26 protein-coding genes and 1 CRISPR repeat array are annotated in these 25,600 nt (G+C 71.2%); of the genes, 13 read left to right on the top strand and 13 right to left on the bottom strand.

The window, feature by feature from the left end; translation table 11 throughout:
* The first annotated feature begins 3 nt into the window (after positions 1-3).
* The 4 genes from ABZ470_RS12355 to ABZ470_RS12340 all read left to right on the top strand — a co-directional run bounded on the left by ABZ470_RS12355 (position 4) and on the right by ABZ470_RS12340 (position 6,319).
* The gene (locus tag ABZ470_RS12355) at positions 4-1,941 is read left to right on the top strand and encodes a S8 family serine peptidase (protein WP_362911390.1); all 1,938 of its coding nucleotides are present in this window, start codon (positions 4-6) and stop codon (positions 1,939-1,941) included.
* Between the two features lie 1,584 nt (positions 1,942-3,525).
* Positions 3,526-3,680: direct repeats of the CRISPR family, unit length 29 nt; unit sequence GTGCTCCCCGCGCACGCGGGGATGGTCCC.
* Positions 3,681-3,886: 206 nt separating this feature from the next.
* Positions 3,887-4,501 (top strand): hypothetical protein, encoded by a 615-nt coding sequence (locus ABZ470_RS12350; RefSeq protein WP_362911389.1) that lies wholly within the window; start codon positions 3,887-3,889, stop codon positions 4,499-4,501.
* Between the two features lie 19 nt (positions 4,502-4,520).
* Positions 4,521-5,654: a sensor histidine kinase gene (locus tag ABZ470_RS12345; RefSeq protein ID WP_362911388.1), complete on the top strand. Its 1,134-nt coding sequence runs from the start codon at positions 4,521-4,523 to the stop codon at positions 5,652-5,654.
* Complete coding sequence (locus tag ABZ470_RS12340) at positions 5,651-6,319, top strand: response regulator transcription factor (RefSeq protein ID WP_362781552.1); 669 nt, start codon at positions 5,651-5,653, stop codon at positions 6,317-6,319. Before ABZ470_RS12345 ends, ABZ470_RS12340 begins: the two co-directional genes overlap by 4 nt.
* A gap of 64 nt (positions 6,320-6,383) precedes the next feature.
* Here ABZ470_RS12340 and ABZ470_RS12335 read toward each other — a convergent pair whose 3' ends face one another.
* Both ABZ470_RS12335 and ABZ470_RS12330 read right to left on the bottom strand, forming a co-directional pair.
* Positions 6,384-6,920 (bottom strand): SMI1/KNR4 family protein, encoded by a 537-nt coding sequence (locus ABZ470_RS12335; RefSeq protein ID WP_362911387.1) that lies wholly within the window; start codon positions 6,918-6,920, stop codon positions 6,384-6,386.
* 7 nt (positions 6,921-6,927) lie between these two features.
* Positions 6,928-8,112 (bottom strand): TetR/AcrR family transcriptional regulator, encoded by a 1,185-nt coding sequence (locus ABZ470_RS12330; protein WP_362911386.1) that lies wholly within the window; start codon positions 8,110-8,112, stop codon positions 6,928-6,930.
* 254 nt (positions 8,113-8,366) lie between these two features.
* Between ABZ470_RS12330 and ABZ470_RS12325 the strand changes: the two genes are divergently transcribed.
* Positions 8,367-9,212: a class I SAM-dependent methyltransferase gene (locus ABZ470_RS12325; protein ID WP_362911385.1), complete on the top strand. Its 846-nt coding sequence runs from the start codon at positions 8,367-8,369 to the stop codon at positions 9,210-9,212.
* A 65-nt stretch (positions 9,213-9,277) separates the two neighbouring features.
* On the opposite strand, the gene ABZ470_RS12320 is transcribed toward ABZ470_RS12325, so the two are convergent.
* Positions 9,278-9,658 (bottom strand): peptidase inhibitor family I36 protein, encoded by a 381-nt coding sequence (locus ABZ470_RS12320; protein ID WP_362911384.1) that lies wholly within the window; start codon positions 9,656-9,658, stop codon positions 9,278-9,280.
* Between the two features lie 162 nt (positions 9,659-9,820).
* Positions 9,821-10,966: an FAD-dependent monooxygenase gene (locus ABZ470_RS12315; protein WP_362911383.1), complete on the bottom strand. Its 1,146-nt coding sequence runs from the start codon at positions 10,964-10,966 to the stop codon at positions 9,821-9,823.
* Positions 10,967-11,024: 58 nt separating this feature from the next.
* Between ABZ470_RS12315 and ABZ470_RS12310 the strand changes: the two genes are divergently transcribed.
* Entirely contained in the window at positions 11,025-11,600 is a 576-nt protein-coding gene (locus ABZ470_RS12310; RefSeq protein WP_362911382.1) for a TetR family transcriptional regulator, read from the top strand.
* Positions 11,601-11,699: 99 nt separating this feature from the next.
* Here the strand turns inward: ABZ470_RS12310 and ABZ470_RS12305 are convergent, their stop codons facing one another.
* Both ABZ470_RS12305 and ABZ470_RS12300 read right to left on the bottom strand, forming a co-directional pair.
* Entirely contained in the window at positions 11,700-12,356 is a 657-nt protein-coding gene (locus ABZ470_RS12305) for a response regulator transcription factor (protein WP_362911381.1), read from the bottom strand.
* Positions 12,353-13,480 carry a histidine kinase gene (locus ABZ470_RS12300; protein WP_362911380.1) on the bottom strand — a complete coding sequence of 376 codons (1,128 nt, stop codon included), beginning with the start codon at positions 13,478-13,480 and terminating at the stop codon, positions 12,353-12,355. The genes ABZ470_RS12305 and ABZ470_RS12300 overlap by 4 nt, the downstream gene beginning before the upstream one ends.
* 119 nt (positions 13,481-13,599) lie before the next feature.
* Between ABZ470_RS12300 and ABZ470_RS12295 the strand changes: the two genes are divergently transcribed.
* The 3 genes from ABZ470_RS12295 to ABZ470_RS12285 all read left to right on the top strand — a co-directional run bounded on the left by ABZ470_RS12295 (position 13,600) and on the right by ABZ470_RS12285 (position 15,877).
* Positions 13,600-14,898, top strand: coding sequence for a prolyl oligopeptidase family serine peptidase (locus ABZ470_RS12295; RefSeq protein ID WP_362911379.1), 1,299 nt, complete (start codon positions 13,600-13,602; stop codon positions 14,896-14,898).
* Positions 14,899-14,960: 62 nt separating this feature from the next.
* Complete coding sequence (locus ABZ470_RS12290; RefSeq protein ID WP_362911378.1) at positions 14,961-15,380, top strand: hypothetical protein; 420 nt, start codon at positions 14,961-14,963, stop codon at positions 15,378-15,380.
* Positions 15,381-15,400: 20 nt separating this feature from the next.
* Positions 15,401-15,877: a hypothetical protein gene (locus tag ABZ470_RS12285; RefSeq protein WP_362911377.1), complete on the top strand. Its 477-nt coding sequence runs from the start codon at positions 15,401-15,403 to the stop codon at positions 15,875-15,877.
* 54 nt (positions 15,878-15,931) lie between these two features.
* On the opposite strand, the gene ABZ470_RS12280 is transcribed toward ABZ470_RS12285, so the two are convergent.
* Entirely contained in the window at positions 15,932-16,249 is a 318-nt protein-coding gene (locus ABZ470_RS12280; protein WP_362911376.1) for a hypothetical protein, read from the bottom strand.
* A gap of 72 nt (positions 16,250-16,321) precedes the next feature.
* Positions 16,322-17,011: a TetR/AcrR family transcriptional regulator gene (locus tag ABZ470_RS12275; protein ID WP_352011260.1), complete on the bottom strand. Its 690-nt coding sequence runs from the start codon at positions 17,009-17,011 to the stop codon at positions 16,322-16,324.
* Between the two features lie 130 nt (positions 17,012-17,141).
* On the opposite strand from ABZ470_RS12275, the gene ABZ470_RS12270 reads away from it, so the two are divergent.
* On the top strand, positions 17,142-18,158 hold the full coding sequence (locus ABZ470_RS12270) for an NAD(P)-dependent alcohol dehydrogenase (protein WP_362911375.1): 1,017 nt from the start codon (positions 17,142-17,144) through the stop codon (positions 18,156-18,158).
* Between the two features lie 77 nt (positions 18,159-18,235).
* Positions 18,236-18,724: a DUF6326 family protein gene (locus tag ABZ470_RS12265; protein WP_362911374.1), complete on the top strand. Its 489-nt coding sequence runs from the start codon at positions 18,236-18,238 to the stop codon at positions 18,722-18,724.
* A 235-nt stretch (positions 18,725-18,959) separates the two neighbouring features.
* On the opposite strand, the gene ABZ470_RS12260 is transcribed toward ABZ470_RS12265, so the two are convergent.
* From ABZ470_RS12260 to ABZ470_RS12250, 3 genes are read right to left on the bottom strand one after another with little or no spacing between them, the layout of a single operon-like run.
* Positions 18,960-19,724: an ABC transporter permease gene (locus tag ABZ470_RS12260; RefSeq protein WP_362911373.1), complete on the bottom strand. Its 765-nt coding sequence runs from the start codon at positions 19,722-19,724 to the stop codon at positions 18,960-18,962.
* Between the two features lie 43 nt (positions 19,725-19,767).
* Complete coding sequence (locus ABZ470_RS12255) at positions 19,768-21,345, bottom strand: ABC transporter permease subunit (RefSeq protein ID WP_362911372.1); 1,578 nt, start codon at positions 21,343-21,345, stop codon at positions 19,768-19,770.
* Positions 21,342-22,259 carry an ATP-binding cassette domain-containing protein gene (locus ABZ470_RS12250; protein WP_362911371.1) on the bottom strand — a complete coding sequence of 306 codons (918 nt, stop codon included), beginning with the start codon at positions 22,257-22,259 and terminating at the stop codon, positions 21,342-21,344. The genes ABZ470_RS12255 and ABZ470_RS12250 overlap by 4 nt, the downstream gene beginning before the upstream one ends.
* Before the next feature lie 87 nt (positions 22,260-22,346).
* Between ABZ470_RS12250 and ABZ470_RS12245 the strand changes: the two genes are divergently transcribed.
* Both ABZ470_RS12245 and ABZ470_RS12240 read left to right on the top strand, forming a co-directional pair.
* Complete coding sequence (locus ABZ470_RS12245) at positions 22,347-23,549, top strand: HAMP domain-containing sensor histidine kinase (RefSeq protein ID WP_362911370.1); 1,203 nt, start codon at positions 22,347-22,349, stop codon at positions 23,547-23,549.
* Positions 23,546-24,232, top strand: a complete 687-nt coding sequence (locus tag ABZ470_RS12240; RefSeq protein ID WP_362781515.1) for a response regulator transcription factor — start codon at positions 23,546-23,548, stop codon at positions 24,230-24,232. The genes ABZ470_RS12245 and ABZ470_RS12240 overlap by 4 nt, the downstream gene beginning before the upstream one ends.
* A 463-nt stretch (positions 24,233-24,695) precedes the next feature.
* On the opposite strand, the gene ABZ470_RS12235 is transcribed toward ABZ470_RS12240, so the two are convergent.
* Together ABZ470_RS12235 and ABZ470_RS12230 are read right to left on the bottom strand one after the other, a co-directional pair.
* Entirely contained in the window at positions 24,696-24,917 is a 222-nt protein-coding gene (locus ABZ470_RS12235; protein WP_352011268.1) for a BldC family transcriptional regulator, read from the bottom strand.
* Between the two features lie 49 nt (positions 24,918-24,966).
* A complete protein-coding gene (locus tag ABZ470_RS12230) occupies positions 24,967-25,152 on the bottom strand; it encodes a hypothetical protein (protein ID WP_362911369.1) in 186 nt (61 codons plus the stop codon).
* Between the last annotated feature and the right edge of the window lie 448 nt (positions 25,153-25,600).

Below are 25,600 nucleotides of genomic sequence, written 5' to 3'. Positions count from 1 at the left end.
GCCATGATCTTCGGCAAACCGTTCCTCGCCGTCGCTCTCGCGGCGACGGCCCTGGGCGTCACCCCGACGCCTCCCTCCCAACCACCTCAACCGGCCGACGGGGTCACCCTGATCACCGGGGACCGCGTCGTCATCGTCGGCCGTGGACACCGGATCATCCCAGGCCCCGGCCGTACGGAGGTCGTCTTCGCGAGCCGGACGCGGGACGGGCACCTGCACGTGACCCCCTCCGACGCCCAGCCCCTGATCGCCAAGGGCGTGCTCGACCCCCGGCTGTTCGACGTCACCCAACTGCTCCAGTGGCGGTACGGCGACGCCGACACCCCCGACATCCCACTGATCACCCGGTCGGAGAACGGCCCGGCCCCCGCCCTCGGGAGCGCGCGGGGTCTGCGGCGGCTCGACGGCCTCGGCATGGCCGCCTTCCACCTGCCCAAGAACGGCGCGGCCCAGGCATGGAAGGACCTGGCGGGCGGCCGTACCCTGGCTCCGGCTACCGCCAAGATCTGGCTGGACGGCCGCCGGTCCTTCAGCCTCGACCGGAGCACCGCGCAGATCGGCGCCCCCGAGGCGTGGAAGCAGGGGCTGACCGGCAAGGACGTCACGGTCGCCGTGCTCGACTCCGGCTACGACCCCGACCATCCGGACCTGAAGGGCGTGGTAACCCAGGAGCGCAACTTCAGCGAAGATCCCGACATCCGCGACACCCTTGGCCACGGCACCCACGTCGCCTCGATCGTCGCGGGCAACGGGGAGAAGTACCGGGGAGTGGCCCCCGGTGCCCGGCTGGCCATCGGGAAGGTCGGCGGCGAGCTGGGTCCCTCGGACTCCGCCGTCCTGGCGGGCATGGAATGGGCCGCCCGCGAGGTCAAGGCCAAGATCGTCAACATGAGCCTGGGCTACGACGACCAGCCGGGGATCGACCCCGTGGAGGAGGCGGTGAACACGCTGTCCGCGGAGACCGGCACCCTGTTCGTCGTCGCCGCGGGCAACGACGGCGGCAGCCTTCCGGTGAGCAGCCCCGCCGGCGCCGACGCCGCCCTCGCGGTCGGTGCCGTCGACAGGCGGGACCAGGTGGCCTACTTCTCCAGCCTCGGCCCCCGGATCGGCGACCACGCCGTCAAGCCGGACCTCACCGCACCGGGTACGGACATCGTCGCGGCGGCGGCCCAGGGCACCGCCGACGGTCCCCACGTCGCCGCGAGCGGCACCTCCATGGCCTCACCACACGTGGCCGGGGCCGCGGCCATCCTCGCCCAGCGGCACCCCGACTGGACCGGGCAGCGGCTCAAGGCCGCCCTGGTCGGCAGCGCCCGTCCCACGTCCGGCGCCACGCCGTACCAGCAGGGCACCGGGCGGGTGGACGTGGTCCGCGCGCTGAGGCAGCAGGTCACGGCCCAGTCCGAGGGCACCTGGGCCGCCTTCCCCTGGAAGGGACCCGACGGGCGGGAGAAGACCGGGACCATCACCTACGCCAACGCGGGCGAAACCCCGGTCAGCCTCGACCTGACCGTGGAGGGGACGTGCTCCGGCTCGGCACCCAGCGCCTCGACGTGCCCGCCGGAGGACAGGCCTCGGTCACGGTCACCGTCGACGCGGCCGGCAAGGCCCCGGGAGAGCACGTGGGGACGGTCACCGCCACCTCCGGTGACACCGTGGTCCGCACCTTCGCCGGCGCGTACGTCGAACCCGAGTCCTACGACGTCACCGTCAACGCCCTCGACAGGCAGGGGCAGCCGGTCGATCCCTGGATGGCCGAGATCTACGACGCGAAGTCGGGCAAGACCATGGGCCTGGCGTTCCAGAACGGCACGGCCACCGTACGGCTCGCCAAGGGCGACTGGAACCTCTTCACCGAGACAGCGGAACGGGTGGACGGCAGGAGCTCCTTCACCACCGCCGTCTCCCCGTTCAAGGTCGACGGTGCGGACCTCCGCCTGACGACGGACGCGCGTCAGGGCAGAGCGGCCGGGGCCACCCTCGACGACCCGACCGCCGAACGCCAACGTGGCTTCGACCTCGGACTGGTCCACGGCGCGTGGAGCTTGACGGCTTTCGCGACTGCTGACGTCGGTTCCCAGCGCTTCGTCCCGGTTCGTCTGGCGGGCCTGACCTACGACCTGCACACCACATGGCTGAGCAAGGACGTCACGCCCAGCCCCTACGTCTACGACCTGGTGGACCACCACACCGACGGCCTCCCCGACAACCCCGTCTACGACGCCAGGAAGCGGGACCTCGCGAAGATCACCACGACCTACCGCGCCTCGGGAACCGCGGCCACCGGGGCGCCGATGTCCGGGCGTTCCTCCGACAAGTTCCCCGGCACACTCATGGGCATTCCCGTCGGGGACATCCCCCTGCCGGGAACGCTCGTGCACTACCGGACCCCCGGGGTGGCCTACGAGGACGGCCTGCAGGTCGGTGGCTCCATCGTCTTCGGCGCGGGCGGGCTCGCCAGGCGCGGACAGACCGGCGAGACCGTGAACGCCGCCGTCACAGGTCCGTCGTTCCTGCTGCCGAACGGCGGCCGCACCGGCGACGAACTGCTCTTCACCGGGGCGGGGATGTTCGCCGACGGCGGCCGGGAGAGAACCGGCTCCGACAGCGCCGCGACCGGCACCGCCACCCTCACCGGGGACGGAAAGACGCTGGCCACGGCCGACCTCGTCGGCTGTGACGCCTTCGACACGCGGACCTGCGAACTCCGTACCGCCCTCCCCGCCGGGCCGGGGACCTACACGCTGACCGCGTCGATGCACAGGCAGGTGCCGTACTCGACACTGTCCACCGCCGTCGAGTCCGCCTGGACGTTCCGCTCGGCGACCACGGTCAAGGAACAGCCGCTCCCCCTGACCGCCGTCCGGTACGGCCCGGCGGACCTGGACTCCTTCAACCGCGCCAAGCCCGGCAGCCTGACCCGGCTCCCCCTCTGGCTCGACCACAACCCCGGCTCCTCACCGTCGGCCGGGCCTTCCTCGGACTCCTCGGCCGCGCCTTCCTCTGGTTCCTCGGCCGATTCTTCGGCTGGGACTTCCTCCGGTTCCTCGGCCGGGACTTCGGGGTGGTCGTCGAGCCGGACCTCGATCCGGTTGGAGATGTCGGCCGACGACGGTGCGCACTGGCGTCGGATCCCGGTAGTCCGTACCGGCTCCGGGTGGACCAGCATGGTGCCGAACCCGCGTACGCCCGGTTTCGTCTCCCTCCGCGCGACCGTGACCGACCCTTCGGGCACCGACCTGACCCAGACGATCACCCGCGCCTACGCCATCGGCTGATCCAACACCCCGAACCCCTCAGGCCCGGTCACCCCGAACCCGGGCCTGAGGCCTTTTCATCCGTACGGCCTCGCGTTGATTCCACAGGCTGTGGACACCCACCCCACGAAGCCACCCAGAGCCCGGCCGATCACTACCCTGGCTACCAGCGTTCGCCTCTCCCCAAGAGACACCATGCCCGAGATGTCCAACTCAACAGAAGTAATGAATTTCAGCCCCTCACGCCGATAAACCCCCAGGTCACCAAGGGTGCTCCCCGCGCACGCGGGGATGGTCCCAGGTCTTGTTCGTCGGCGACAACCTGGCGCTTGTGCTCCCCGCGCACGCGGGGATGGTCCCCTGTGCCTGAGTGTCGGGTATACGGGGAGGGGGTGCTCCCCGCGCACGCGGGGATGGTCCCCTCCGAAGGGAACGGCACGGCAAGCCGATGAGAGCCCTCAGGTGACGGCACTCCGTCGGCAAGACCGGTGGGGACCCCCTCTCAGGAGCCTGTCCGGTCCGGCGGATCCCTCCTGAGAGGGGGGTGGGAGTTCGCTCGTCGCGGCGATGTCCACAAAGTCGTGAAAAACCAGGATTAAGGAGGTCAGCCCCACCAAGGAGTCAACGAGATGAACCCCCGTATCGCCTTCGTCGCCGCCCCCGTCCTCACCTTCGCCTACGGCGTGCTCCGCATCCTCGACGGCCTGGACGGTGTCCGCGGCCCCGGCGTCGCCTGGACGACCGGGCACCTGGCCTTCATCGGTGCCCTGGTGTTCTTCGCCATGGCGTTCCACGAGATGCGAAGGCTGGCCGGTCGCGGGCCCCTGGCCACCGGGCTGGCTTCCGCCGGATATGTCGGCATCGCCACACTGATCGCCCAGTTCTTCATCGACATCGTCCTGGGGTTCCAGGCAGCCGACCACGCCGAGATGGGCGTGCTGTTCGACCAGGTCCAGGCGGTTCCCGGCGTTCAGCAGGTGGTCTACGACTTCGGTCCGCTGCTGTTCTTCGTCGCCCAGATCGGCCTGGTCGTACAGCTGGCGGCCCAGCGCCGCGTCAAGGCGTGGACGCCCGTCCTGGTGATCGCCGACGTGCTGGTGCCGTTCGTGGACAAGGACCTGATGCCGCTGGGCGGCGCCTGCCTGCTGGTCTCCTTCCTGGCGCTGGCCCGGGTGTCCCGCGCGTCCCGCCTGGCCGACGGCCGGCACCGTGTGGTCGAGCCCGCCGTACCGGCTTCTGTGTGACGAGTAGAGAATGCGCCTTATGCCCCTTTTTGATCGGCTGCGCGCCATCCCGGCACTCCAGCTGGACGTGGCACTCACCGCGCTGGTCCTGGTGGTCCAACTCTGGCCGCTCCTCTCCGCCGCCCAGGAGTCGTTGAGCTGGTGGGGGTACGCCGTCGTGCTCGCGGCGACCGTACCCCTGATGTGGCGGCGGCGGGCACCGGTGGTCACGCTCATCGTCACCCTCGGCGCCGTCGCCCTCTACGACCTGTCCGACCGGGTCGCCGCCCAGCCCGTCTGGTACGGCGCGCTGGTGGCGATGTACTCCGCCGCCGCCTACGCCTCCTGGTGGCCGCGTGTCATCGCGCTGGCCGTGGCCACCGTCGGCGGGCTCGCGTTCACCGGGTCGTCCGACACGGCGGTGCGCGGCGTCGTGCTGTTCGTCGCCGCCTACGCCGTCGGCCGGGCCGCGGCCGTCTCCCGGAGCCACGCCGCCGCCCTTGAGGAGCGGGCCGCCCAGCTCCAGCGCGAACGCCGGATCGAGGCCGAACGGGCCGTGGAGCGCGAGCGGGCCCGCATCGCCAGGGACATGCACGACATCCTGGCCCACGCGGTCAGCCTCATGGTCGTCCAGGCCGAGGCCGGGCCGGTCGTGGTGCGCAGCGATCCCGACCGGGCCGAGGCCACGTTCGACGCGATCGCCGCCTCGGGGCGCGACGCGATGACTCAGCTCCGCAGACTGCTCGGCGTGCTCAAGGAGGGCGAGGGGCAGCGCGCGCCGCAGCCCACGATCGCCGACCTGCCCGGTCTGACCGACCAGGTCGCGAACCCCGGGCTGGCCGTGAACTACGTCGTCACCGGCACCCCCGTCCCGCTCCCCGGTGACGTCGACGTCGCGGCCTACCGGGTGACCCAGGAGGCGCTCACCAATATCGTCAAGCACTCCGGCGCCACCCGCGCCGACATCCGACTCGACTGGCGGGACGACGAACTCATGATCCACATCACCGACGACGGCAAGGGGGCCTCGCGCGCGCTCCCCCGTGGCGGTAACGGCCTGATCGGCATCCGTGAGCGCGCCGCCGCCTGCCACGGCACCGCCTCGGCGGGACCGCGCTCCGACGGCCCCGGCTTCGAGGTCGTCGTCCGTCTTCCCCTCGGGGTGGCGGCGTGAGCGGCCTGCGTGTCGTCATCGCCGACGACCAGGAGCTCGTCCGGACCGGGTTCGGCATGATCCTCGACGCCCAGCCCGACATCGAGGTCGTCGCCGAGGTGGGGGACGGGGTCGAGGCCGTCGAGGCGGCCCGCGCGCACAGGCCGGACGTGCTGCTGCTCGACATCCGGATGCCCAGGATGGACGGCATCGAGGCGGCCGGGATCGTCTCGGCCGAGACGCCGTGCCGGGTGCTCATGCTGACCACGTTCGACCTCGACGACTACGTGTTCGAGGCGCTGCGGGCGGGCGCGAGCGGGTTCCTGCTCAAGGACGTACGGCGGGACGACCTGGTGCACGCCGTACGCGTGGTGGCGGCCGGTGAGTCGCTGCTGGCCCCCTCGGTCACCCGCAAGCTGATCGCCGAGTTCACCTCCCGGGTCCAGGCCGTGAGGCCACCGGCCGGAGAACTCGACGTGCTGACCGCCAGGGAACAGGAGACCCTGCGGATGATCGCCCTGGGGCAGTCCAACGCCGAGATCGCCGCCACGATGGTCCTCAGCGAGCACACCGTGAAGTCCCACGTCAGCAACATCCTCACCAAGCTCGGCCTGCGTGACCGGGTGCAGGCCGTGATCGCGGCCTACGAGGGCGGCCTGGTCGTGCCGGGTCACGGTCACACCTGATCCCGCCGTGGTCGCCGGTCGCGCCCGGTGAGCGGCTCGACCGGACGGCGCCGCGCCGTGACCCTCAGACGTCGAACCAGGGCCTCCCCGCGACCCAGTGCTCGACCCATCCGGCGAACCCCGAACTCCCCGTGGTGGTGCCGAACTCCGCGCCGAAGGGGACGGCGCCCTCGCCGCTGATCTGCCAGACGTGCCCCCGGTGTGGGCCGCTGACGACGAGGTGCCAGTACATGCCGCACCCGTCGGTGCCCAGCACGATCGAGCCGTGGTAGAAGACCCGTTCGAGCAGAGGGTCGATCTCCTCCGACGGGCGTGGATCGTCCTCCCACGCCCACACCGCCGTCAGCGGGAAGGGCCGGGCCAGGACCCGTCGCGGCCGACGGTCCCCCCAGTCCCTGGGCAGCTCGGCCAACGGCACCAGCCCGAAGTCCGGCGGCCCCGAGCGGGACCCGTCACAGACCTCGGCGACGAACGTCCGGTACGGCTCCGGCAGGACGATCCCGTGTTCCGCCTCGAAGGCACGCACGGCGTCCCAGCCCAGGGGCGGCGCGCACGTCCCGACGTCGAACGCGGCACGGAGCGCGGCGAGGTCGATGTCCATGCGCCCCCTAACCACACGACCTCGGCCGGCCGACGGCTTCCCCCGCCTCGGCCGGGAACAGTACGGCGAGCGCCGCATCGAGTGTCACGGCCTCCAGCCGGTCGCCGACGAGTGACGTGCCGGACATGACGAGGCCGAAGATGAGGGCCCTGACTCCGTCGACCACCGCGCGGGCCTCGGGGTCGCGCAGGTCGGAACGAGACTCGGAGACGAGATGCGTCCATTCCTCGTGGTTGAGCCGTCGGCGGCGGAGCAGCGCCTGTCGCCGTCGCGGCGGCAGGCCGTACGACTCCCGCTCGACGACCGCCATGAGATGGGCGTCGGTGAGCGCCCTGCGCACCCGCCTGCGTACCAGTGCCTCCAGGAGCCGCTCCGCCGGGCCGTCCACGACGTACGTCTCCGCGACCTCGGCCTCGGCGCGGTCGGCCTCGGCCTGCAGTACCGCCAGCAGCAGCTCGTCCTTGCCCTTGACGTGGTGGTAGAGCGCAGGCCCCGTGACGCCCACCGCCTCGCCGATCTCGTCCATGCCGGTCGCGTGGTAGCCCTTCTCGACGAACAGGCGCGCGGCCTCCCGGATGATCAGTTCACGCCGGTCGCCGTCCGCCAGGGGTGCGGGCGTCACCGCGGGTGCCGGGTCCGCCGGAGCCCGGTGCGAGCGGCCGGGCAGGAGCATGGCCAGTGTCATGCGGACGATGAGGCGGTGCAGCAGGTGGTCGTCGAGTCCCACGTGGCCGGTCGCGACGGTGAAGATCAGCCATTTCGCGCCGACCGCCAGCGCCCGCGCCTCGTCCTCGGTCAGCTCGGGTCGTGCTCCGACGATTCGGCGCACCCACTCCTGGAGGTTGGCCCGCCCGCGCCGTAGCAGTGGCTCGCTCGTCTCGGGGGACAGACTGCGCAGCTCACGGGCGGCGACCGCGGACAGCGGACCGTCGTCGACGGCCTGGCGGACCTGGGCGTGGACCAGCCGCTCCAGAACCTCGCGCGGGCTTCCTCCCTCGCGAACGATCTGGGCGATCTCCGCTTCGGAGCGCTCCGCGCTCTGCTCGATCAGGGCGACCAGCACGGCGTTCTTGTCGGGGAAGTGCCGATACACCGTCGGCCCCTTCACTCCGGCCGCGGCACCGATCTGGATGATGCTCGTCCCGTGGAATCCGCGCTCGTGGAACAGACGGGCGGCTTCGCGAAGGATCAACGCGCGCCGGTTCCCCGGCGGCCTGCCGCGTCGTGGACGCGATCGCGTCTGCTCAACCTCCGGCATCCGCCCCGCCCCTCCGTCCATCCACGACGCGTCGACCGTACCTGATCCGGCCACACCCTCTTGATCATGTTAACCGTGAATCACGTAATCATCCAAGGATCTTGCTCTTTAGCGCTTGCCAGAGCCGTACGGCCGCATTAAAGCTATCGTTGGTAAAGTTTTCAGCGATCAGGGAAACGGCGGTTGCCATGCCAGGCATCAGTACGGCCGGGCTCTCCGGCATCGAGGAGACCTCTCTCATCACCTTGCACGCACGGGCACTGGACGCCAGGTCGGACGACCCCATCCTGGGAGACCCGTACGCCGAGAAGGCCGCCCAGGCCCTCGACTACGACTGGCGGCGCCTGCGGCCGACTCCCCGGCTGGAGGAGAAGGAGCGGCTCAACGTCAGCATCAGGGCCGTCCACTTCGACCGATGGGTGCGCCGGTTCGTCGCCCGCCACCCGGACGCGGTCGTGCTCGACCTCGGATGCGGGCTGGACAGCCGCGGTTACCGGATCGACCCCCCGCCCGGCGTGGACTGGTACGACGTGGACCTGCCCGGCATCATGGCCGTACGCGCGAAGCTCTACGACGAGACCGACCGCGTCCACGCGCTGGCCCTGTCGCTCGACGAGGACGGCTGGCTGGAGGCGCTGCCGGCGGATCGGCCGGTGGTCGTGGTCATGGACGGGCTCTACCCGTGGATGACCAGGCCCACCTTCGTCAGGCTGCTGCGCCGGATCACCGCCCACTTCGAGAGAGGCGAGATCCTCCTGCTGGGCTTCTCCAAGCTCTCCAGCCGGTTGATGCGCAGGGTCGTACCGGCCATCAGGACGATCGGGGCTCCCGTCAACGAGGGGTTCGACGACCCACACGACGTGGAGCGCTGGAATTCCGACCTGCGGCTCGTCGAGCGACAACGGCTGATCACCTCTCCCGAGGTGGCGAAGATGCCGCGCGGCGAACGTATCCGCTGCGGGATCATGCGGGTGATCCCCGGCATGGCCCGCCTGGACAAGGGCTTGCTCCGCTTCACCTTCGGCGGAGCCTGACCCCGCCCAGACGGAACCCGGGCCGCGTACGACCCGGGTTCCTTGTCTGACGGGATGTCGCCGGATCAGCAGGAAGGCGCCACCGCGTCGATCTTGCCGCCGAAGTCGTTGTCGTAGACCCTGCGGTAGTCGCCCCTGCGGACGACGCGGGTCTCCCTGCGGTCGGGGACGTGGATCCAGTTGATGAAGCAGCCGTTGGCGTCGGCCTTGAAGGAGCCGACGTTGTCGTGCAGGGCCGGGGGGACGTCGACGTAGCCGTTGCCGGGGTTCCAGCACCACGAGGCGCCGGTGTAGTTGCGCCCGCTCCACAGGCAGATGTCGCCGGCCGTCGCGGTGGTCGTCGAGGTGGGGACGGCGGCCGAGGCCGGGGTCGCGCAGGCCAGGGCGATGAGCCCGAGAGCGCCGACGGCGACGGCGATCCGGGCGGTGGAGGTCGTTACCTTCATGGTGGTTTCTCCTTTTCTGGGTGGTTAAGGAAGATCCCTCAAGGCACTTCCAGCACAGTATGTAATGGATCGAGTTCGAAGGGTAATGGTTTTTCCATCCGAACCTCCCTGAGCCTTCTCGGAGAACGCGCCCGAGCATGCTCCCGGTCACGGCGCCGGACGTCAGACGCGCCAGAGGGCGGCGAGCTGCCGGGTGGCCAGCCGGGACGGTACCGCGCGCAGCAGGGCGTCACGCAGCGACGCGGCGAGGCCGGTCCGGGAGGTCAGCCATGACTGCCGGGACGCCGCCCGCATCATGCGGTTGGCGCTGGGCCTGCGCTCGGCGTCGTAACGCAGGAGCCGCCGGGCGGCGTCCGCCGGTTCCGCGCCGGTCAGGTGGCGGGTCAGCGCGGCGGCGTCCTCGAAGGCCTGGCTGGCCCCCTGGCCGAGGTCGGGCGGCATGGCGTGCGCGGCGTCGCCGAGGAAGGCGACCCTGCCGACCGCGAACGAGGGCAGGGGCGCGGCCAGGCGGGCGATCGGGTCGACGTAGATGTCGGCGGGCGGGGTGGCCTCGATCAGCGTCGCGACGAGGGGATGCCAGTCGGCCGTCAGGGACAGCATCCACCGGCGCGCCTCCTCCGCGTCCGGCGGCGTGCCGTACAGGACGGAGTCGGTGAACCAGTACAGGAGGTCCTCGCCGACGGGGTACAGGCCGAACATCGCCCCGGTGCGGCGGTCGACCAGCTGGCTGGTGAGCAGGTCCGTCACCAGACCGGGCGGGCGGGGCAGCATGCCGCGCAGATCCATCCGGCCGGTCCGCCGCAGCCCGGGGTGGCCGGGGAAGAGCTGAGCCCGCAGCCTGCTGCCGATGCCGTCGGCGGCGATCACGACGTCCGCCCTGGCGACGGGCTCACCGTCGGCGATCACGGTCACCCCGGTGGAGTCGGGTTCCAGACGCTCGACCGGGGTGGAGGTTCGCACCCGCTCGGCGGGGAGCGGGGCGCGTAGCGCCCGGTGCAGACGCGCCCGGTCGATGATGACGGGAATCCCGATCCGCTCCCGTACCTGGGCCACGTCGGTGATCAGCAGGGGCCGTCCGTGCCGGTCGCGCAGCCCTCCACGGCCTTCACGCATGACGTGCTCACGGATGTCTTCGGCCAGCCCCAGCGTGTCCAGTGCCCGGAGCCCGTTGGGCATGACCACGATCCCGGTCCCCGCCTCCCTGAGCTCGGCGCCGCGTTCGAAGAGCGTCACCTCATGGCCCAGGCGATGCAGCCCGACCGCGGCCGCCACTCCTCCAAGCCCGGCGCCAACCACCACGATCCTCATGGAACCTCCTCGATTCACTACGATCGTACTAGTACGCCTACTGGTATAGCGTGACTGTATGCCGCCCACCAATCCGGCCCGTCGCCGCGCCCTGACCGATGCCGCCATCGCGCTGCTGGCGTCGTCGGGCGTGCACGGGCTGACCCACCGCGCGGTGGAGAAGGAGGCGGACCTTCCGCCGGGAACCGCCTCCAACTACTTCCGTGACCGGGAGACGCTGCTGGTGGCCGCTGCGGAGCGCGTCGTCGAGCTGCACCACACAGACACCGGCCAGGCCACCGACCGGCCCGCGACGCTGGACGACCTGCTGACCGAGTCGCTGTTCACGGCGGCGACCACACTGCGCGACCGCTATCTGGCGATCTTCGAGCTCCAGCTGGAGTCCGTACGCCGCCCGGCGCTCGCCTCGGCCCTCGCGGGCCTGGGGGACGCGGCGGTACGGATCACCGCAGGGCAGCACGACAAACTCGGTCTCACCCTCCCCCGCGAGACGATTCCCACCCTGATCGCGCTCTACGGGGGCGCGCTGTTCACCCTGGTCACCGCACCACCGGAGACCGTCGACCGGGACGTCGTCCAGACCCTGGTCCGGACCATCCTGAACGGCTGCGCCTCGCGGGAGGAGAAAACCTGAGGCCTGTCACCGGCTCCTGCGGCAACGGCGCCGCAGGTCGGCGGCCTGCCCTCCAGGCCGTTCACGGGGACGCCGCCACCCCGGGCCCGGCCCGGCGGCCTACGATCCGGGCCGGACCAGGCCCGCCTCGTAGGCCGCGATGACCGCCTGGACACGGTCCCGTAGCCCCAGCTTGGTCAGCACATTGCTGACGTGCGTCTTGACCGTGTGCCCGCTGACCACCAGGTGCGCCGCGATCTCCGGGTTCGACAGGCCTCGGCCGAGCAGGGTCAGGATCTCGCGCTCCCGCTCGGTCAGCACGCTCAGGTCCGCGGTCGGGGCGCCGGGTCGGGTTCGGCGGCGTACGACGTCGTCGATCAGCCGGCGGGTGACCGTGGGCGCCAGCAGGGCCTGCCCGTCCGCGGCCACGCGGACGGCGTGCACCAGGTCGTCGGCGCGCACGTCCTTGAGCAGGAAACCACTGGCCCCGGCCTCAAGCGCGTCATAGACGTAGTCGTCCTGGTCGAACGTCGTCAGCATGACGACCTTGGCGGCCGTCTCGGCGCACACGATCCTGGCGGCGGCGATGCCGTCGAGGCCAGGCATCCGGATGTCCATGAGGATCACGTCCGGGGCCAGGTCGCGGGCCGCCTCCACGGCCGTGCGGCCGTCGCCCGCCTCGGCGACGACGCGCATGTCGGGCTGGCCGTCCACGATGAGCACGAAGCCGCTGCGCACCAGTTCCTGGTCGTCGGCCACGACCACGTTGATCGTCACCGCGACGCCCCGGCGGGGAGCCTCGCCACGATCTCGAACCCGGCCGCGACCACGCCCCAGGTGAGCGTTCCGCCGCAGGCCACGGCGCGCTCTCGCATCCCGATCAAGCCGTGGCCTCCCGCGCCCACGGAAGCCGAGCCGCCGCCGTTCGTGACAGTGATCATGAGTTCGTCGTCCTTCCAGTCGAGCCGGACCTCACCGGTCGCGGCTCCGGCGTGCTTGACCAGGTTGGTGAGCGCCTCCTGCACGATCCGGTACGCCGCCACCTCGGTGTCCGCCGGCAGTGTCACCGGCTCGCCGACGACGGTCAGCCGCACCTCGGGGCCCGTCGCCGAGACCCGCTCCACCAGCTCCCCGACACCGTCGAGTGTGGGCTGCGGCGCCAGTGCGGGCTCGCCGTCCTTGAGCAGGTCGAGCATGCGGCGCAACTGCGCCTGCGCGTCCCGCCCGACGTCGGCGATCGTCCGGAACGCCTGAGCCGCCCGTTCCGGCGAGGTCCGTGCGGCGTACGGCCCCGCCTCCGCCTGCACGATCATGATGCTGATGCCGTGCGCGAGGATGTCGTGCGTGTCGCGGGCGATTCTGGCACGTTCACGTTCGGCGGCCCGCTCGGCCACGAGCGCCGCGTACTCCCGGTGCTGTACGACGGCCCGGCCCATCACGTACGCGGCCAGTGCCGTCAGCGTGCTGCGCACGAAGGTCGTGGGTGAAACCGTGACCGCCGGGGCCAGGCTGAGCAGGATCGCCGTCACCCGCTGCCACCGCGGTGACCGCTCGGCCACCGTGTAGAGGGCGACCAACCATCCGTACGGCACCGGCTGCGACGGGACGTCGGGGCCCAGGGCCGCGTAGACCTCCGAGGCCGCCGCCACCACGACGAACACCGCCATCGGGAACCGGCGGCGCAGCAGCAGTGGCAGCGAGGAGAACAGGATCGGCCAGTACTCGGCGAACGTCCACGGCTCCAGGCCGGACATCCGCTCGGTGAACAGGAACGGGACGGTCTGTCCGACGAGCACCGCGAACACGATGGCGGCGTCGGCGGCCCCCGGCGGGAGCGCGCGGAGCCGGGCGCGCACGGTGCGCAGGGTGTTCGTCGCCGCCCGGTGGAACCTGTCGTACATCACCGCCAAGTATCGCCCGCGTGGGTGAGTCCTCAGATCGCCTGCGTCGGCGATGTGATCAAAGGCTGATTTATCAAGACTTGTCGGTGCAATTGATCCGTTGACCTGGAGAGATACCGATGAAGCTCGTGGCAGCCGCGCTCCTGGCGCTGTCCCTGCACCACCCGGCCGCCGCCCCGGACGTCCCGTTGAAGAGCGTCGATGTCACCTTCACCACCCCGGACGGGCAGCGACTGGGCGGCAGGATCTTCCAGCCCGCCCAGACCGAGGGCAAGCTCCCCGGCCTGGTGCTGGTGCACGGCTCGGGTGACGGCAACGGCTGGGAGGACCTGCGAGCCGAGGCCGAGGCGTTCGCCGCGCAGGGCATGGTGGTACTGGCCCCCGACAAACGTTCGGTCGGCTACTCCAAGACCGAGCGTGACTACGGGCAACTGGCCGACGACGCGCTGGCCGCCCTCACCGTACTGAGGAAGCAGCCGTCGGTCGGGCGGACCGGGCTGTGGGGCGTCAGCGAGGGCGGCTGGGTGGCGCCGATCGCGGCCACCAGGTCCAAGGACGTGGAGTTCCTGGTCACGGTGGGCGGCCCCGGCTACTCGCCGCTGCGCACCCAGTCGTGGAACGCGGCCAACAAGGTGCACCGGGCGGGCGTGCGCGGGTCGCTGAACAGGGCCTACGCCGGTACGTTCCACCGGCTCCTGGGCGACGTGGGCCTCTTCCCCGAGGCCGACCACGACCCCGCGCCCACGCTCGCCCGGCTCACCCGGCCGGTGCTGGCCCTGTGGGGAGCCGAGGACAACCAGGTGATGCCCGCGGAGAGCGCCGAACGGTTCCGGGCGAACGTCCACGGCAGCCTGACCGTCAGGTTCTTCCCGAACGCCGGGCACTCGCTGCGCGCCGACGACCGGACCCTCGTCCCCGGCTACGCCGACACGGTCGGATCCTGGGTGCGACGGGTGGCCGCGGGCGAGACGCCGGCTCCCAGCGCCGACCCTTACCCAGCCCAGGAAACGCGGAGCGTGGAGCCTCCGACGCCGGCCTGGTGGTCGTCCTGGCAGCTCCAGCTCGGCGGGCTCGTCCTGATGCTGCTGGTGTTCCTGGGCGGAGTGGTGCGCTGGCGGCGTCTGGCGTGGTCCGCCCGCGTCGTGGCGGCCTCGGGCGTCCTGTCGCTGGCCGGGTTCGTGTTCACGATGGTCACGCTGGTCGCGACCTCGAACAGCAAGGGCGTCTCGCCCGGCCCCCTGCTGCTCGACCGGCCCGTCGCCTGGCTCGCGGCGCAACTCCTGGCCGTCGGCACCGCCGTGGCGGCGCTGACCTGCCTCGCCCAGTGGCGTACGGCCTCCCGAGGGGCACGGGTGGTCACGGCGGCGGGCCTCGCGTTCGTCCCGTGGGCGCTCTACTGGGGTCTCCTGCTTCCCTGACCCACCTGACACGAAGCCGGGGTGTCACGACGGTGCCGTGACACCCGATGGGATTCTGTGGTGTGTTCGAAGAGAAGGTCACCGCCCTTTCCCAGATGACGGCCGAGCACATGGCCATGCCGTTCCCGCCCGGCCTCCGTGGCCTGGACATCGCGGGCCACGACCTGGTGATGCTCGACGCGGACGCCTACGGCCACGCCGTGCGCGTTCTCGACGACTCACTCGACGAACAGCGACATGCGAGCCTGACCCGGATGACGGCGGTTCTTGAGAAGGTCCTCGCGGCGATCGAGGACGAGTATGCGACCACGTACTACACGCACGTCCGCGACCTGGCCGCGCTGGCGGTGGAGGCGCCGGCAGTTTCGCGGGTGGAACGGAAGGCCAAGGTGGCGACGGCGGCCAGAACGGCACCGACGGTGCCACCCCGAACCAACCCGGCGCCGGTGTCGGCGGCTCCTCGGGCGGTAACGGCGGCGTAGGCGGCGCCGGTGGGCAGCCCGTGTCCGACTCCGACCTTCCCGGCCTTCCCGGCGGGGCCGCCCAAGGACGCGCCGGAGGAAACGGCGCCGTCAACCTCGCCGATCCGCACATGGGCACGGGCGGGGGCGGTGGCGGCGGCGCACAAGGCGGCGGCGCCGGCGGCTCCTCCTCCGCCAGCACCATGTACGGCGGCGGCGGGGGCGGAGGGTCGAGTCTCGGCCCTGCCGGATCCACCTTCACCGTCGGTGTCCGCCAGGGCGACGGCGAGCTGACCCTCACCTACGACACCGAGTCGTGCGGCGTCCCGCCCACGCCGAAGCCGTGCCCCGACAAGAAGCCCAAGTCCTCTGGCGACAACGGCGACGTAAGCGGCGGCGCAGGCGGCGCCGGTGGACGGTCCGGGACGGACTCCGATCGTCCCGGCCTTCTCGGCGGGGACACTCAGGGACGCACCGGCGGAAACGGTGGCGGTGGCGGCTCCGCCGGTACCACGTAGGGGTGCCCCTCGACGGTCAGACACGGAACCTCACCACCCGCCTGCGGCGCGCTCTCACGAGGCGTTGAGGAGGGCCTTGATGTCGGTTTCGCGGATGACGGCCGAGCAGACTGGGGCACGAAGGGCTTTGTCGGCGGGGTTGCGTTTGACGATGTCCACGGCGCTTCCCAGGCTGGCGCCATGGGCGACAACCGTGTTCTTGAACCCTTGGTCGACCAGCACTTTGGTCACGCTGCCCTCGGTGACGACGGTGACCCGGTCCAGCAGGGCGACCCCGGCCGTGTTCTCGTGGGCTGAGGCCGTGAGGACCGGTCCGATCAACGCCCACTGAGCGTCGGTTAAGTCGCTCGGGTACGGCTTGCGCTCAGCCATCGCGCCATCCCAGCACAACTGGCCCCGCAGACGGGCGGTAGCACTACAAAGCCACACGATCACCTGACGACATCACGGATGGGGGCTCGCGGAAGGCACTCTCAGGGGTTCAAGGGCGGCCAGGACGAGGTCGAGGCCGAAGACGAACTCCTTCGCCGGGTCGAAGCCGGCGGCGACGAGCGCCGCGGCGGACTCGTTGAGGTAGGGGAACTCGTCAGGAGGAAGCTGGGGTAGGTAGGCGTCCTCGATCACGTCCGCGAGCTCGTCGGCGGTGCCGAACGGCAGGCTGGCCGCCTGCAGGGCGAAGCCGTAGACATAGCTGTCGAGCAACCAGTTGGCGTGCGTCGCCATCAAGGCCGAGAAGCCGGCCCTCCGCAGGCAGGCGGTGACCGCCTCGTGGTGGCGGAGGGTCGCGGGCCCTGGCGACGTCCGCGACTCCATCAGGCCGTTCGCCCACGGGTGGCGTGCGAGAACCTGTTGGGCGGACACCGCCCGCCGTCGTATCGCCGACTGCCAGTCGGTCCCTTCCGGCGGGAGCTCGATCTCCTCGAACACGACGTCGATCATGGCGTCCAGCAGCTCTTCCTTGCTCGCCACGTAGTGATACAGCGACATCGCGCCCGCGCCGAGCGTGCCGGCCAGCCGGCGCATGCTCAGCCCGTCGACCCCCTCGCGGTCGGCGAGCCGGATCGCCTCCTCCACCACCCGCTGCTTGCTCAGCCCCGCGTCGGACGCGACCCGCCTTTGTTCCCTCGCAGCCAACGGGTCTCCTCGCTCGCTCGTACGGCTTGACAGTCGTACAGCGTACGTCCATAGTACGGTGTACGTGTTCGTACGGTGTACGACGTACGGTGTACGAACCAGCGGGCGTCGCGGCTCGGAGGAGGCTTCTGTGGGGACTGAACGAATGCCGGAGGCGAGTCCAGACGGGGCGGCGACGATGCGGGCCGCCGTCCAGCACCGCTACGGCCCGCCCTCCGTGCTCGTGATGGCCGAGGTCGGGCTACCGCTGCCCGGTCGAGGCGATGTGCTCGTCCAGGTGGGCGCGACCGCAGTACATCCTGGCGACTACTTCGTCATGACCGGTGAGCCGTACGTGGTGCGTCTGGTGTTCGGGCTCCGTCGGCCGCGTCACGGCATCCCTGGCAGGGACCTCGCCGGCGTCGTGGCGGCGGTCGGGAAGGACGTCACCGCCCTCCGACCCGGCGACAAGGTGTTCGGCTGGAGCACCACGGGAACGCTCGCGGAGTACGCCCGCGTCCCGGCGGACCACCTCGTGTCCGTGCCCGCCAACCTGTCGGACGTGGACGCGGCGGCGGTGCCCACGTCCGGCATGACGGCATTGCAGGCGTTGCGCGACATCGCGAACGTTCGACCGGGTCAGACAGTGCTGATCACGGGCGCGTCGGGCGGCGTGGGCTCCTTCGCCGTGCAGATCGCCAAGGCGTTCGGCGCCGAGGTGACGGGTGTGTGCAGCACCCGCAACGTCGACCTGGTCCGGTCACTCGGCGCCGACCACGTCGTCGACTACACCGAGACCGACTTCACCCGCACCGGGAAGCGCTACGACGTCATCCTCGACAACGTGGAAGCCCAGCCCCTGGCGGCTGTCCGCCGAGCGCTGACGCCCACCGGCACTCTCATCCCCAACAGCGGACGCGGCGGCCGCCTGCTCGGCCCCCTCGGCCGGATCGTCAAAGCGCGCGTGCTGTCCGGGTTCACCCGTCAGCGGCTGAAGCCCTTCACGTCGGTCGGGAGGCGCCAGGACCTGCTCGCCCTGGCCGACCTGCTCACGACCGGGCAGGTCAAGCCCGTCATCGACCGCACCCACCCCCTCGACGAAGCGGCTGACGCCCTCCGCCACGTCGCGGCCGGCCACACCCGGGGGAAGGTCGTCGTCACCGTCTGACGCCCGGACCCGTGCGTGTGCACGCCAACCTGTCGCCGCTCCGGCGCAGGGGACCGCTCCTCCCGAAAGAAGAACCGGTGACCATCCGAACGAAAACCCCGAACCTGCTCGACGACCCGCCGGTCCCCGTTCAGGCCAAGCTCGCCGCCGCATGGACCGGCTTCATGTTCCTCTACATCTACGTCGACTACTTCCACCTCCACAAGCCCGGTGTCATCGACGGCCTCCGCGCCGGCGTCGTCTTCGAGTTCGACATCAGCCCGACGTTGTTGACCGTGATGCTCGCGTCCGTAGCGATCCCGGCCCTGATGGTGATGCTCTCCATGACGCTGCCCGCCCGGGTGAACCGCGCCACGAACCTCGTCGTCGCGTCGCTCTACATCCCCTACTCGGTGTTCAACGCGGTAGGGGAGTCCTGGGACTGGGCCTTCTTCTATGGCCTCTCCATCGGCATCGAGGTACTGCTCCTGGCCTTCGTCCTGCGCTTCGCCTGGACATGGCCTCGAACTCCCGCCGTTCCGGCCCGTCCCGCGACGACCGACCTTCGACAGGACGTTCGACGGTAGGTATCCGTGTAAGGCCCTACGGCGTGAAGCCCGTAGGCCGAACGGTGGCCGACCGGCCGCGACGACGAAGGGGGCATCAGCTCGCCTGGCGCGCTCTCAGGCGTTCATGCCCCTGACGTCGTGGTCAGGGAGTCGAGCCGTTGAGGAGGGCCTTGATGTCGGCTTCCCGGTAGCGGCGTCGGTCGCCAGGGGTCCGCGCCGAAGGGGTCCCGGACCGCTTCGCCCACGCCGGCGGCTACGCGTCGCGCATCCGTAGGAGCAGCCCGCCGCCCAGGAGCGCCGCGGCGGCCCACGCGGTGAGAACGCCCAGGCCGGCCCATGGGCTGAGGGGGAGGCTGGACAGGTGGGTGGTGGCCTGGATGGCGAGCCCGGCATTCATCGGGGAGATCTGCCACAGAAGCCGCTGCCAGTCATCGTCGGCGATCATGAGGATGAGGGCGGGGAAGAGGTAGAGCAGGCCGAGCACGACCCCGATGGCGGTGGCGGAGTCCCGTACGGCGGTGGCGACGCCCAGGCTGAACAGGGCGACCAGCGCCAGATAGAGGACCGAACCGACGGCGGCGCGCACCATGGGACCACTGGTGGGAAGGAGCATGTCGGCGGGGAAGCCGTTGGCGAGCAGGATGCGCCGCGTGGCCAGCGCGGAGGCGATCACGGCGACACTTCCGGCGATCAGGGTCAAGCCGACCAGAATGATCGCCTTCGCGGCCAGGACGCCGACCCGGCGCGGCATGGCGGTCAGGGTGAGGTGGATCATGCCGGTGCCGTACTCGCCGGTGATCGCCTGCACGGCCAGGATGGCGACGACCGCCTGGCTCACCTGGACCCCGAAAAGACCGATCTTGGCGGGGTCGTAGCCGCAGCCTTCCGAGGCGCAGGACACGACGGCGGAGGCCGCGACGCTGACGGCGACGGTCAGCACCACGATCGCGAGCAGCAGCCAGCCGGTGCCGGCCAGGGTACGGAGTTTCGTCCACTCCGCATGCAGGTGCTCTCTCATGCGCTCCTCCCGCGACGCGGGAAGAGGTCCCGACGGGGACGTCTCATGCGTCCCTCCGGCGGAGTCGAAGGGCGGCCAAGCCGAGGGCGAGCGCCGTATAACCGGCCAGCACGGCCAGACCGGCCCACGGCGGCAGCGGGTAGAACCCGGCGATGGGCGCGTAGTGGCCGAGCACGTGCGCGTACTGCGGGACGCTCTGCTGCGTGGCGAAGCCGGCCGCCGGGGTGAGGCGCAGCAGCCACTGCGCCGCGCTGTCGGGCAGGACCGAGGTGGTGGCGAGGACGTGCGGGACCACGATCACCGCGATCGCGGTGATGACCGCCGCGACACTGCGCCGCAGCAGCGCGCCGAGGGCGAGGGCGAGCACGGCGGCCAGCGCGAACAGCGCCGCCATGCCGACCACGATGCGCACCTGGGTGAGCAGGGACACCGGGAGGACGGCGTTGCCGTTGCCGCGCAGGATCCGCCCGCCGACCGTGAACGTGATCGCACCGGCGGGCAGCGCGGCGGCGAAGGTGACCAGGCCGAGCGCCAGCGCCTTGGCCGCCAGCGTCCGGCCGCGGCGCGGGCCGGCCAGCAGGGTGACGCGGATCAGGCCGTGCCGGTACTCGGCGGTGACGAACATGACCGCCACCACGATCACCGGGATCAGCCCGGTCAGCGCGCCGCTGAGGGGACGTTCCGCGGTCGGGCCCTCGATGGTCGGCGCGATGTCGCCGACGCCGGTGACGGAGAAGGTGCCACCGGACTGGCCGGCGCGGCCCGGGTGGTGCTCGACCCCGTCGGGACCGACGGTGACGCCGATGTCGTCGTCGCGCCACGCGCCGGACGTGCTGCCCTGCAGCCTGACCTGGTCGAACTCACCGGTGGCTTCGGTGAATCGGGCCGCCGCGACGGACCCGCCGAGATCCCCCTGCGTGACCGTCAGATCCCCGGGGGAGGTCGCGAACAACCCGATCTGTACGGTCTGCGGTAGTCCGGCCAGGGTCGCGGTGCCGATCCGCGTCCAGTCCGTGCCGTCGACGGACTCGTATCCGGTGAGGGTGTCGCCGGAGCGGGTCAGCCGGAGCCAGCGCGGCGACTGCCGGGAGACGCCGCCCGCCCGGCCGGCCACGTCGTGGGTGAAGTTGTGCTGCATCCGCACCCCGTGCTCGCCGGTCATCATCACCGCCGCGTAGGCGGAGCCCTGCCTGGTGCTCTCCTTGATCATGACTCCGGCCTTCGCCCACGGCACGAGGCCGGGAACCACGTTGCGCCGCCCCGGGGTGACATCGGGCTTGCGGATCTGGCCGGTCATGGAGGTGAGGCGGACGGTGATGCCGCCGTCCCCGGTCAGCGGCCGGTGCACGAAATAGAACTTGTCGTCCACCGCCTCGCCGCCCGGACCTACCAGGGGCGGAGGACAGGCGACCTCGACCGGACCGGCGCCGCACGAGGCGTGGCTGCTGGACGCGGACAGCAACCCGAGCAGCACGGTGACCAGTGCCGCTGCCGTCAGGGCGACCACCCAGCCGCGCACCGTCCTGAACTTGGTCCACTCGGCGCGCAGCGACCGCCCGAACCCTCCGCGTCCGGCCCCCGGCTCCGCGTGGTGTGAGGAGCGGCGCGGAATGGCGCTCATCGTGCCGCTCCCCGGTATTCGACCGCGTCGGCGGTGAGGTCCATGTAGGCCTGCTCCAGCGTCACCCGGTACGTCGCCACCTCGGAGAACGGCACCGCGCCGGCGTTGAGTACGGCCACGACGTGCTCCGACGACAGCCCTGAGACGACGATCGTGTCGTGGTCGGTGACGGCCGTGGTGGCACCGGCGTGACCCAGCGCGGACATCGCCGCCGAACGCGCCGCCGTCCGCAGTGTGACCCGGCCGCGGGAGGCGGTCGTGATGAGATCGGCCACACTGGTGTCGGCGATGACGCGGCCCTTGCCCACCACCACGAGATGGTCGGCGGTGTCCTCCAGTTCGCTCATCAGATGGCTGGACACCAGCACGGCCCGCCCTTCGCCGGCCAGTGACCGCAGGAGGCCGCGCATCCACACGATGCCCTCGGGATCAAGGCCGTTGACCGGCTCGTCCAGCATGAGCACCGGCGGGTCTCCGAGCAGCGCGGCCGCGATACCGAGCCGCTGGCGCATGCCCAGCGAGAAGCCGCCCGCCCTGCGCCGGGCGGCGGACCGCATGCCCACCTGTTGGAGCACCTCATCGACCCGCCTGCCGTCCAGGCCCTGGGAGTGGGCCAGCCACAGCAGATGGTTGCGCGCGGTACGGCTCGGCTGCAGCGCCCCGGCATCCAGCAGCGCTCCGACGTGGGTGAGCGGGTCGCGCAGGCCGACGTACGGCCGTCCGCCGATCAGCGCCTGACCCTCCTCGGCCGCGTCCAGGCCGAGGATCACCCGCATCGTGGTGGACTTGCCCGCCCCGTTGGGGCCGACGAACCCGGTGACCCGGCCGGGCAGCACGGTGAACGACATGCCGTCCAGCGCGAGGGTCGGGCCGAACCGTTTGCGCAGCCCGCTGACTTCGATGGTTGCCTGCATGCGACCGGTTGTACGGACCCGGCCCTAACACGGGCCGAACAGAGGCTGTCACACCGCTGTTAGGTCCCGTACGGCATCCTGGAGCCCATGCGAATCTGGCGACGGCCGGCGCGCACCGTACGACTGCGCTTCACCGTCTTGTACGGTGCCATGTTCCTGCTGTCCGCCGTCGGACTGCTGGTCATCACCAACCTCGTGGGCCTCGGAGGGACGCGGGTCAGCCGATCCGCACCCCCTGGGACCCCGCCGGTCGAGCCGACCACGCTCGCCGCCGCCACCGAGCGCATCGCATGGCTCCAGACCCAGCTGTCGGACACCCACGCGGCCCAGTCACGCCAGTTCCTGATCGGCTCGGCGCTGGCGCTCGCGGTCATGGCCGTGGTGTCGCTCGTCCTGGGCCGCCTCATCGCCGGCAGGGTGCTGCGCCCGCTACGGATGATCACCGCGGCCACCCGCCGCATCTCCGCCGACAACCTGCACGAGCGGCTGGCCGCCCAGGGCCCGGCCGACGAAGTCAAAGACCTTGCCGACACCATCGACGACCTGCTGGAACGGCTGGAGAACTCATTCGCCGCCCAACGCCGGTTCGTCGCCAACGCCTCCCACGAACTCCGCACCCCGCTGGCCACCATGCGTGCGTCCCTGGACGTGGCCCTGGCCAAGCCGGAGCCCGTACCGGCGCAGACCGCCGCGCTGGCCGACCGGCTCCGCACCGAACTCGACCAGGTCGACCGGCTGCTCGAAGGTTTCCTCATGCTCGCCCGCGCCCAGCACGGCGCCCTGACCGACCGCACCACGCTCTCACTCCACCAGCTGGCGACCGCCGCCCTGCACGCCCGGACCGCCGACATCGCCACCAACAACCTCACCGTCCACTCCCCCGCCGCCGACACCCCGGGCACCGTGCACGACAGCGCGTGGACGCAGGGAAACAGGACGCTCATCACCCGCATGATCGACAACGTCATCGACAACGCCATCACCCACAACCACGAAGGCGGCTCGATCCTCCTCGCCACCACCACCGACGGCGCAACGGCTCGGCTCGTCGTCGAGACCGGCGGACGCGTCCTCGACCAGCGACAGGTCGACCGACTGGCTCAGCCCTTCCAGCGACTCGGCGCCGACCGCACCCACTCCGGCGACGGCTCCGGGCTCGGCCTTTCGATCGTCGCAGCCGTCGCCGCCGCGCACGGCGGCACCCTCGACCTGCGGGCCCGGCCGGAAGGCGGTCTCCGCGTCGTCATCTCGCTGCCGGCGGCGGCCGTACCGGCGGAGGTCGCGGCGTGAGGGTGCTCGTGGTGGAGGACGCACGCTCCCTCGCCGCCGTACTCGTCGAAGGTCTGAGCGATCAGGGCATGGCCGTGGACGTCGCCCACGACGGCCTGGAGGCCGCAGCCAAGCTCGACCTCAACGCCTACGACGTGGTCGTCCTCGACCGCGACCTGCCGGGTATCCACGGCGACACCCTCTGCCGGATGATCACTGAACACGACGACCGTGTCATGGTCCTGATGCTGACCGCGGCCGACGAGCCCGGAGACCGGGTCACCGGCCTGACCCTGGGAGCCGACGACTACCTGACCAAGCCCTTCCACTTCCCCGAGCTGGTGCTGCGCATCCGCTCCCTGGCCCGCCGCCGTCCCACCGCCCAGCCCCGTACGCTGCGCGCGGCCGGCATCGAGCTCGACCCGCTGCGCCGCACCGCCACCCGCGACGGCCGCCACCTGGATCTGTCGGTCAAAGAGTTCGCCCTGCTCGAAGCCCTCCTCCGCGCCGCTCCCGCGTTCCTCAGTGCCGAGGACCTCCTCGAACAGGTGTGGGACGAGCACGCCAACCCCCTGACCAACACCGTCACGGTCACCGTCGGCCGCCTGCGCCGCAAACTCGGCGACCCCCCGGCCATCACCACCACGCCCAGGGTGGGTTACCGGATCACGGCCCACGATCTCCGGGAAGACCCCGTCATCTGACCACCCGGCCGACGCGGGAGAACCGGAGACAGGTGGCTCCTCCTCCACCGACACCCTGTACGGCGGCGGCGGGGGCGGCGGGTCGAGCCTCGGCCCTGCCGGATCCACCTTCACCGTCGGTGTCCGCCAGGGCGACGGCGAACTGACCCTCACCTACGACACCGAGTCGTGTGGCGTCCCGCCCGCGCCGGAGCCGTGCCCCGACAAGAAGCCCGGGCCCTCGAACGACAACGGCGACGTAAGCGGCGGCGCAGGCGGCGCCGGTGGACGGTCCAGGACCGACTCCGACCGTCCCGACCGTCCCGGCCTTCCCGGCAGGGACACTCAGGGACGCACCGGCGGAAACGGTGGTGGTGGCGGCTCCGCCCGTACCACGTAGGGGTGACGCTCGACGGTCAGACGCGGAACCTCGCCACTCGCCTGTGGCCCGCCGTGGCCGCCACCGTCCGGCTGCTGCGCGCTTTCACGAGGCGTCGAGGAGTGCCCTGATGTCGCTTTCTCGGTAGCGGCGTTGCCTGCTGGGTGTCCTGACCGAGGGAATCTTCCCGGTGAGCGCCCACCGGTTCACGGTCTTGGGGTCCACGCCGAAGATCCGAGCCACTTCTCCGGGGGTGAGAAGTCGTTCGGTGGTGTCGGGCCCGGTGACGAAGGTGCCGTCGGGGGCGACGGCCTTGAGGGGGGACATAAGGCTCTCCTTCAGTGGCGGAGGGTGTGCAGGATCTGGTTGTGGTGGGTCAGCGCATGGACCAAGCGGTGCGGGGTCGTACGGCCCAGCACGTCCCGGGCCCCGGCCCCACGCTGGTCAGGGCGTAGCGGATGGCCCACCATCGGGGCAGGCCGGGCAGGTCGTGTCGCTCGTACCGCCAACCGGGGTGGGTGCTGATGAGCAGGCTGATCAGACGTCGCTCGTCGTCGGTCATGGCCACCCTGGTTCGGAGGGTGGACAGGAACACATGTCGTTCAGGCCGGGGCTTTCGCTCGGGGAGGGGTCCCGCTCGCTCGAACCATGAAGTCCAGGCGTCTTCGTTCGGCGCGGGCTTTCGAGGGCCTTCGCCCGGGCCACGGGGTCCGGGTTCGGGCCGTGAGTTCAGGGGTCCTCGTCCAGGCCGGGAGCCCGGGTCGTGAGACCCAGGATCCGACCGCTCAAGCCATGGGTCCGGGGTCTTCGTTCGGTTTGCGAGGTCCGGAATGCAGGGCCTTTCGTGGGACGGGTGCTTTCAGAGGCGGGTGCCCGGCCCCGAGCCGGGGAGCACTTGGCCGGGCACCCTGGAGGAGGACCGGCCCCAGGACACAGGGCCGGTGCGCCAGACGGCTCCCCTTCCCCAGCACGCCCGGAACGTGCACGGAAACCGCCTGCGAGGAAGTGCG

It is taken from the genome of Streptosporangium sp. NPDC020072 (assembly GCF_040631445.1).
Lineage (GTDB): Bacteria > Actinomycetota > Actinomycetes > Streptosporangiales > Streptosporangiaceae > Streptosporangium.
This window is presented reverse-complemented; position numbering and strand designations above follow the sequence as displayed.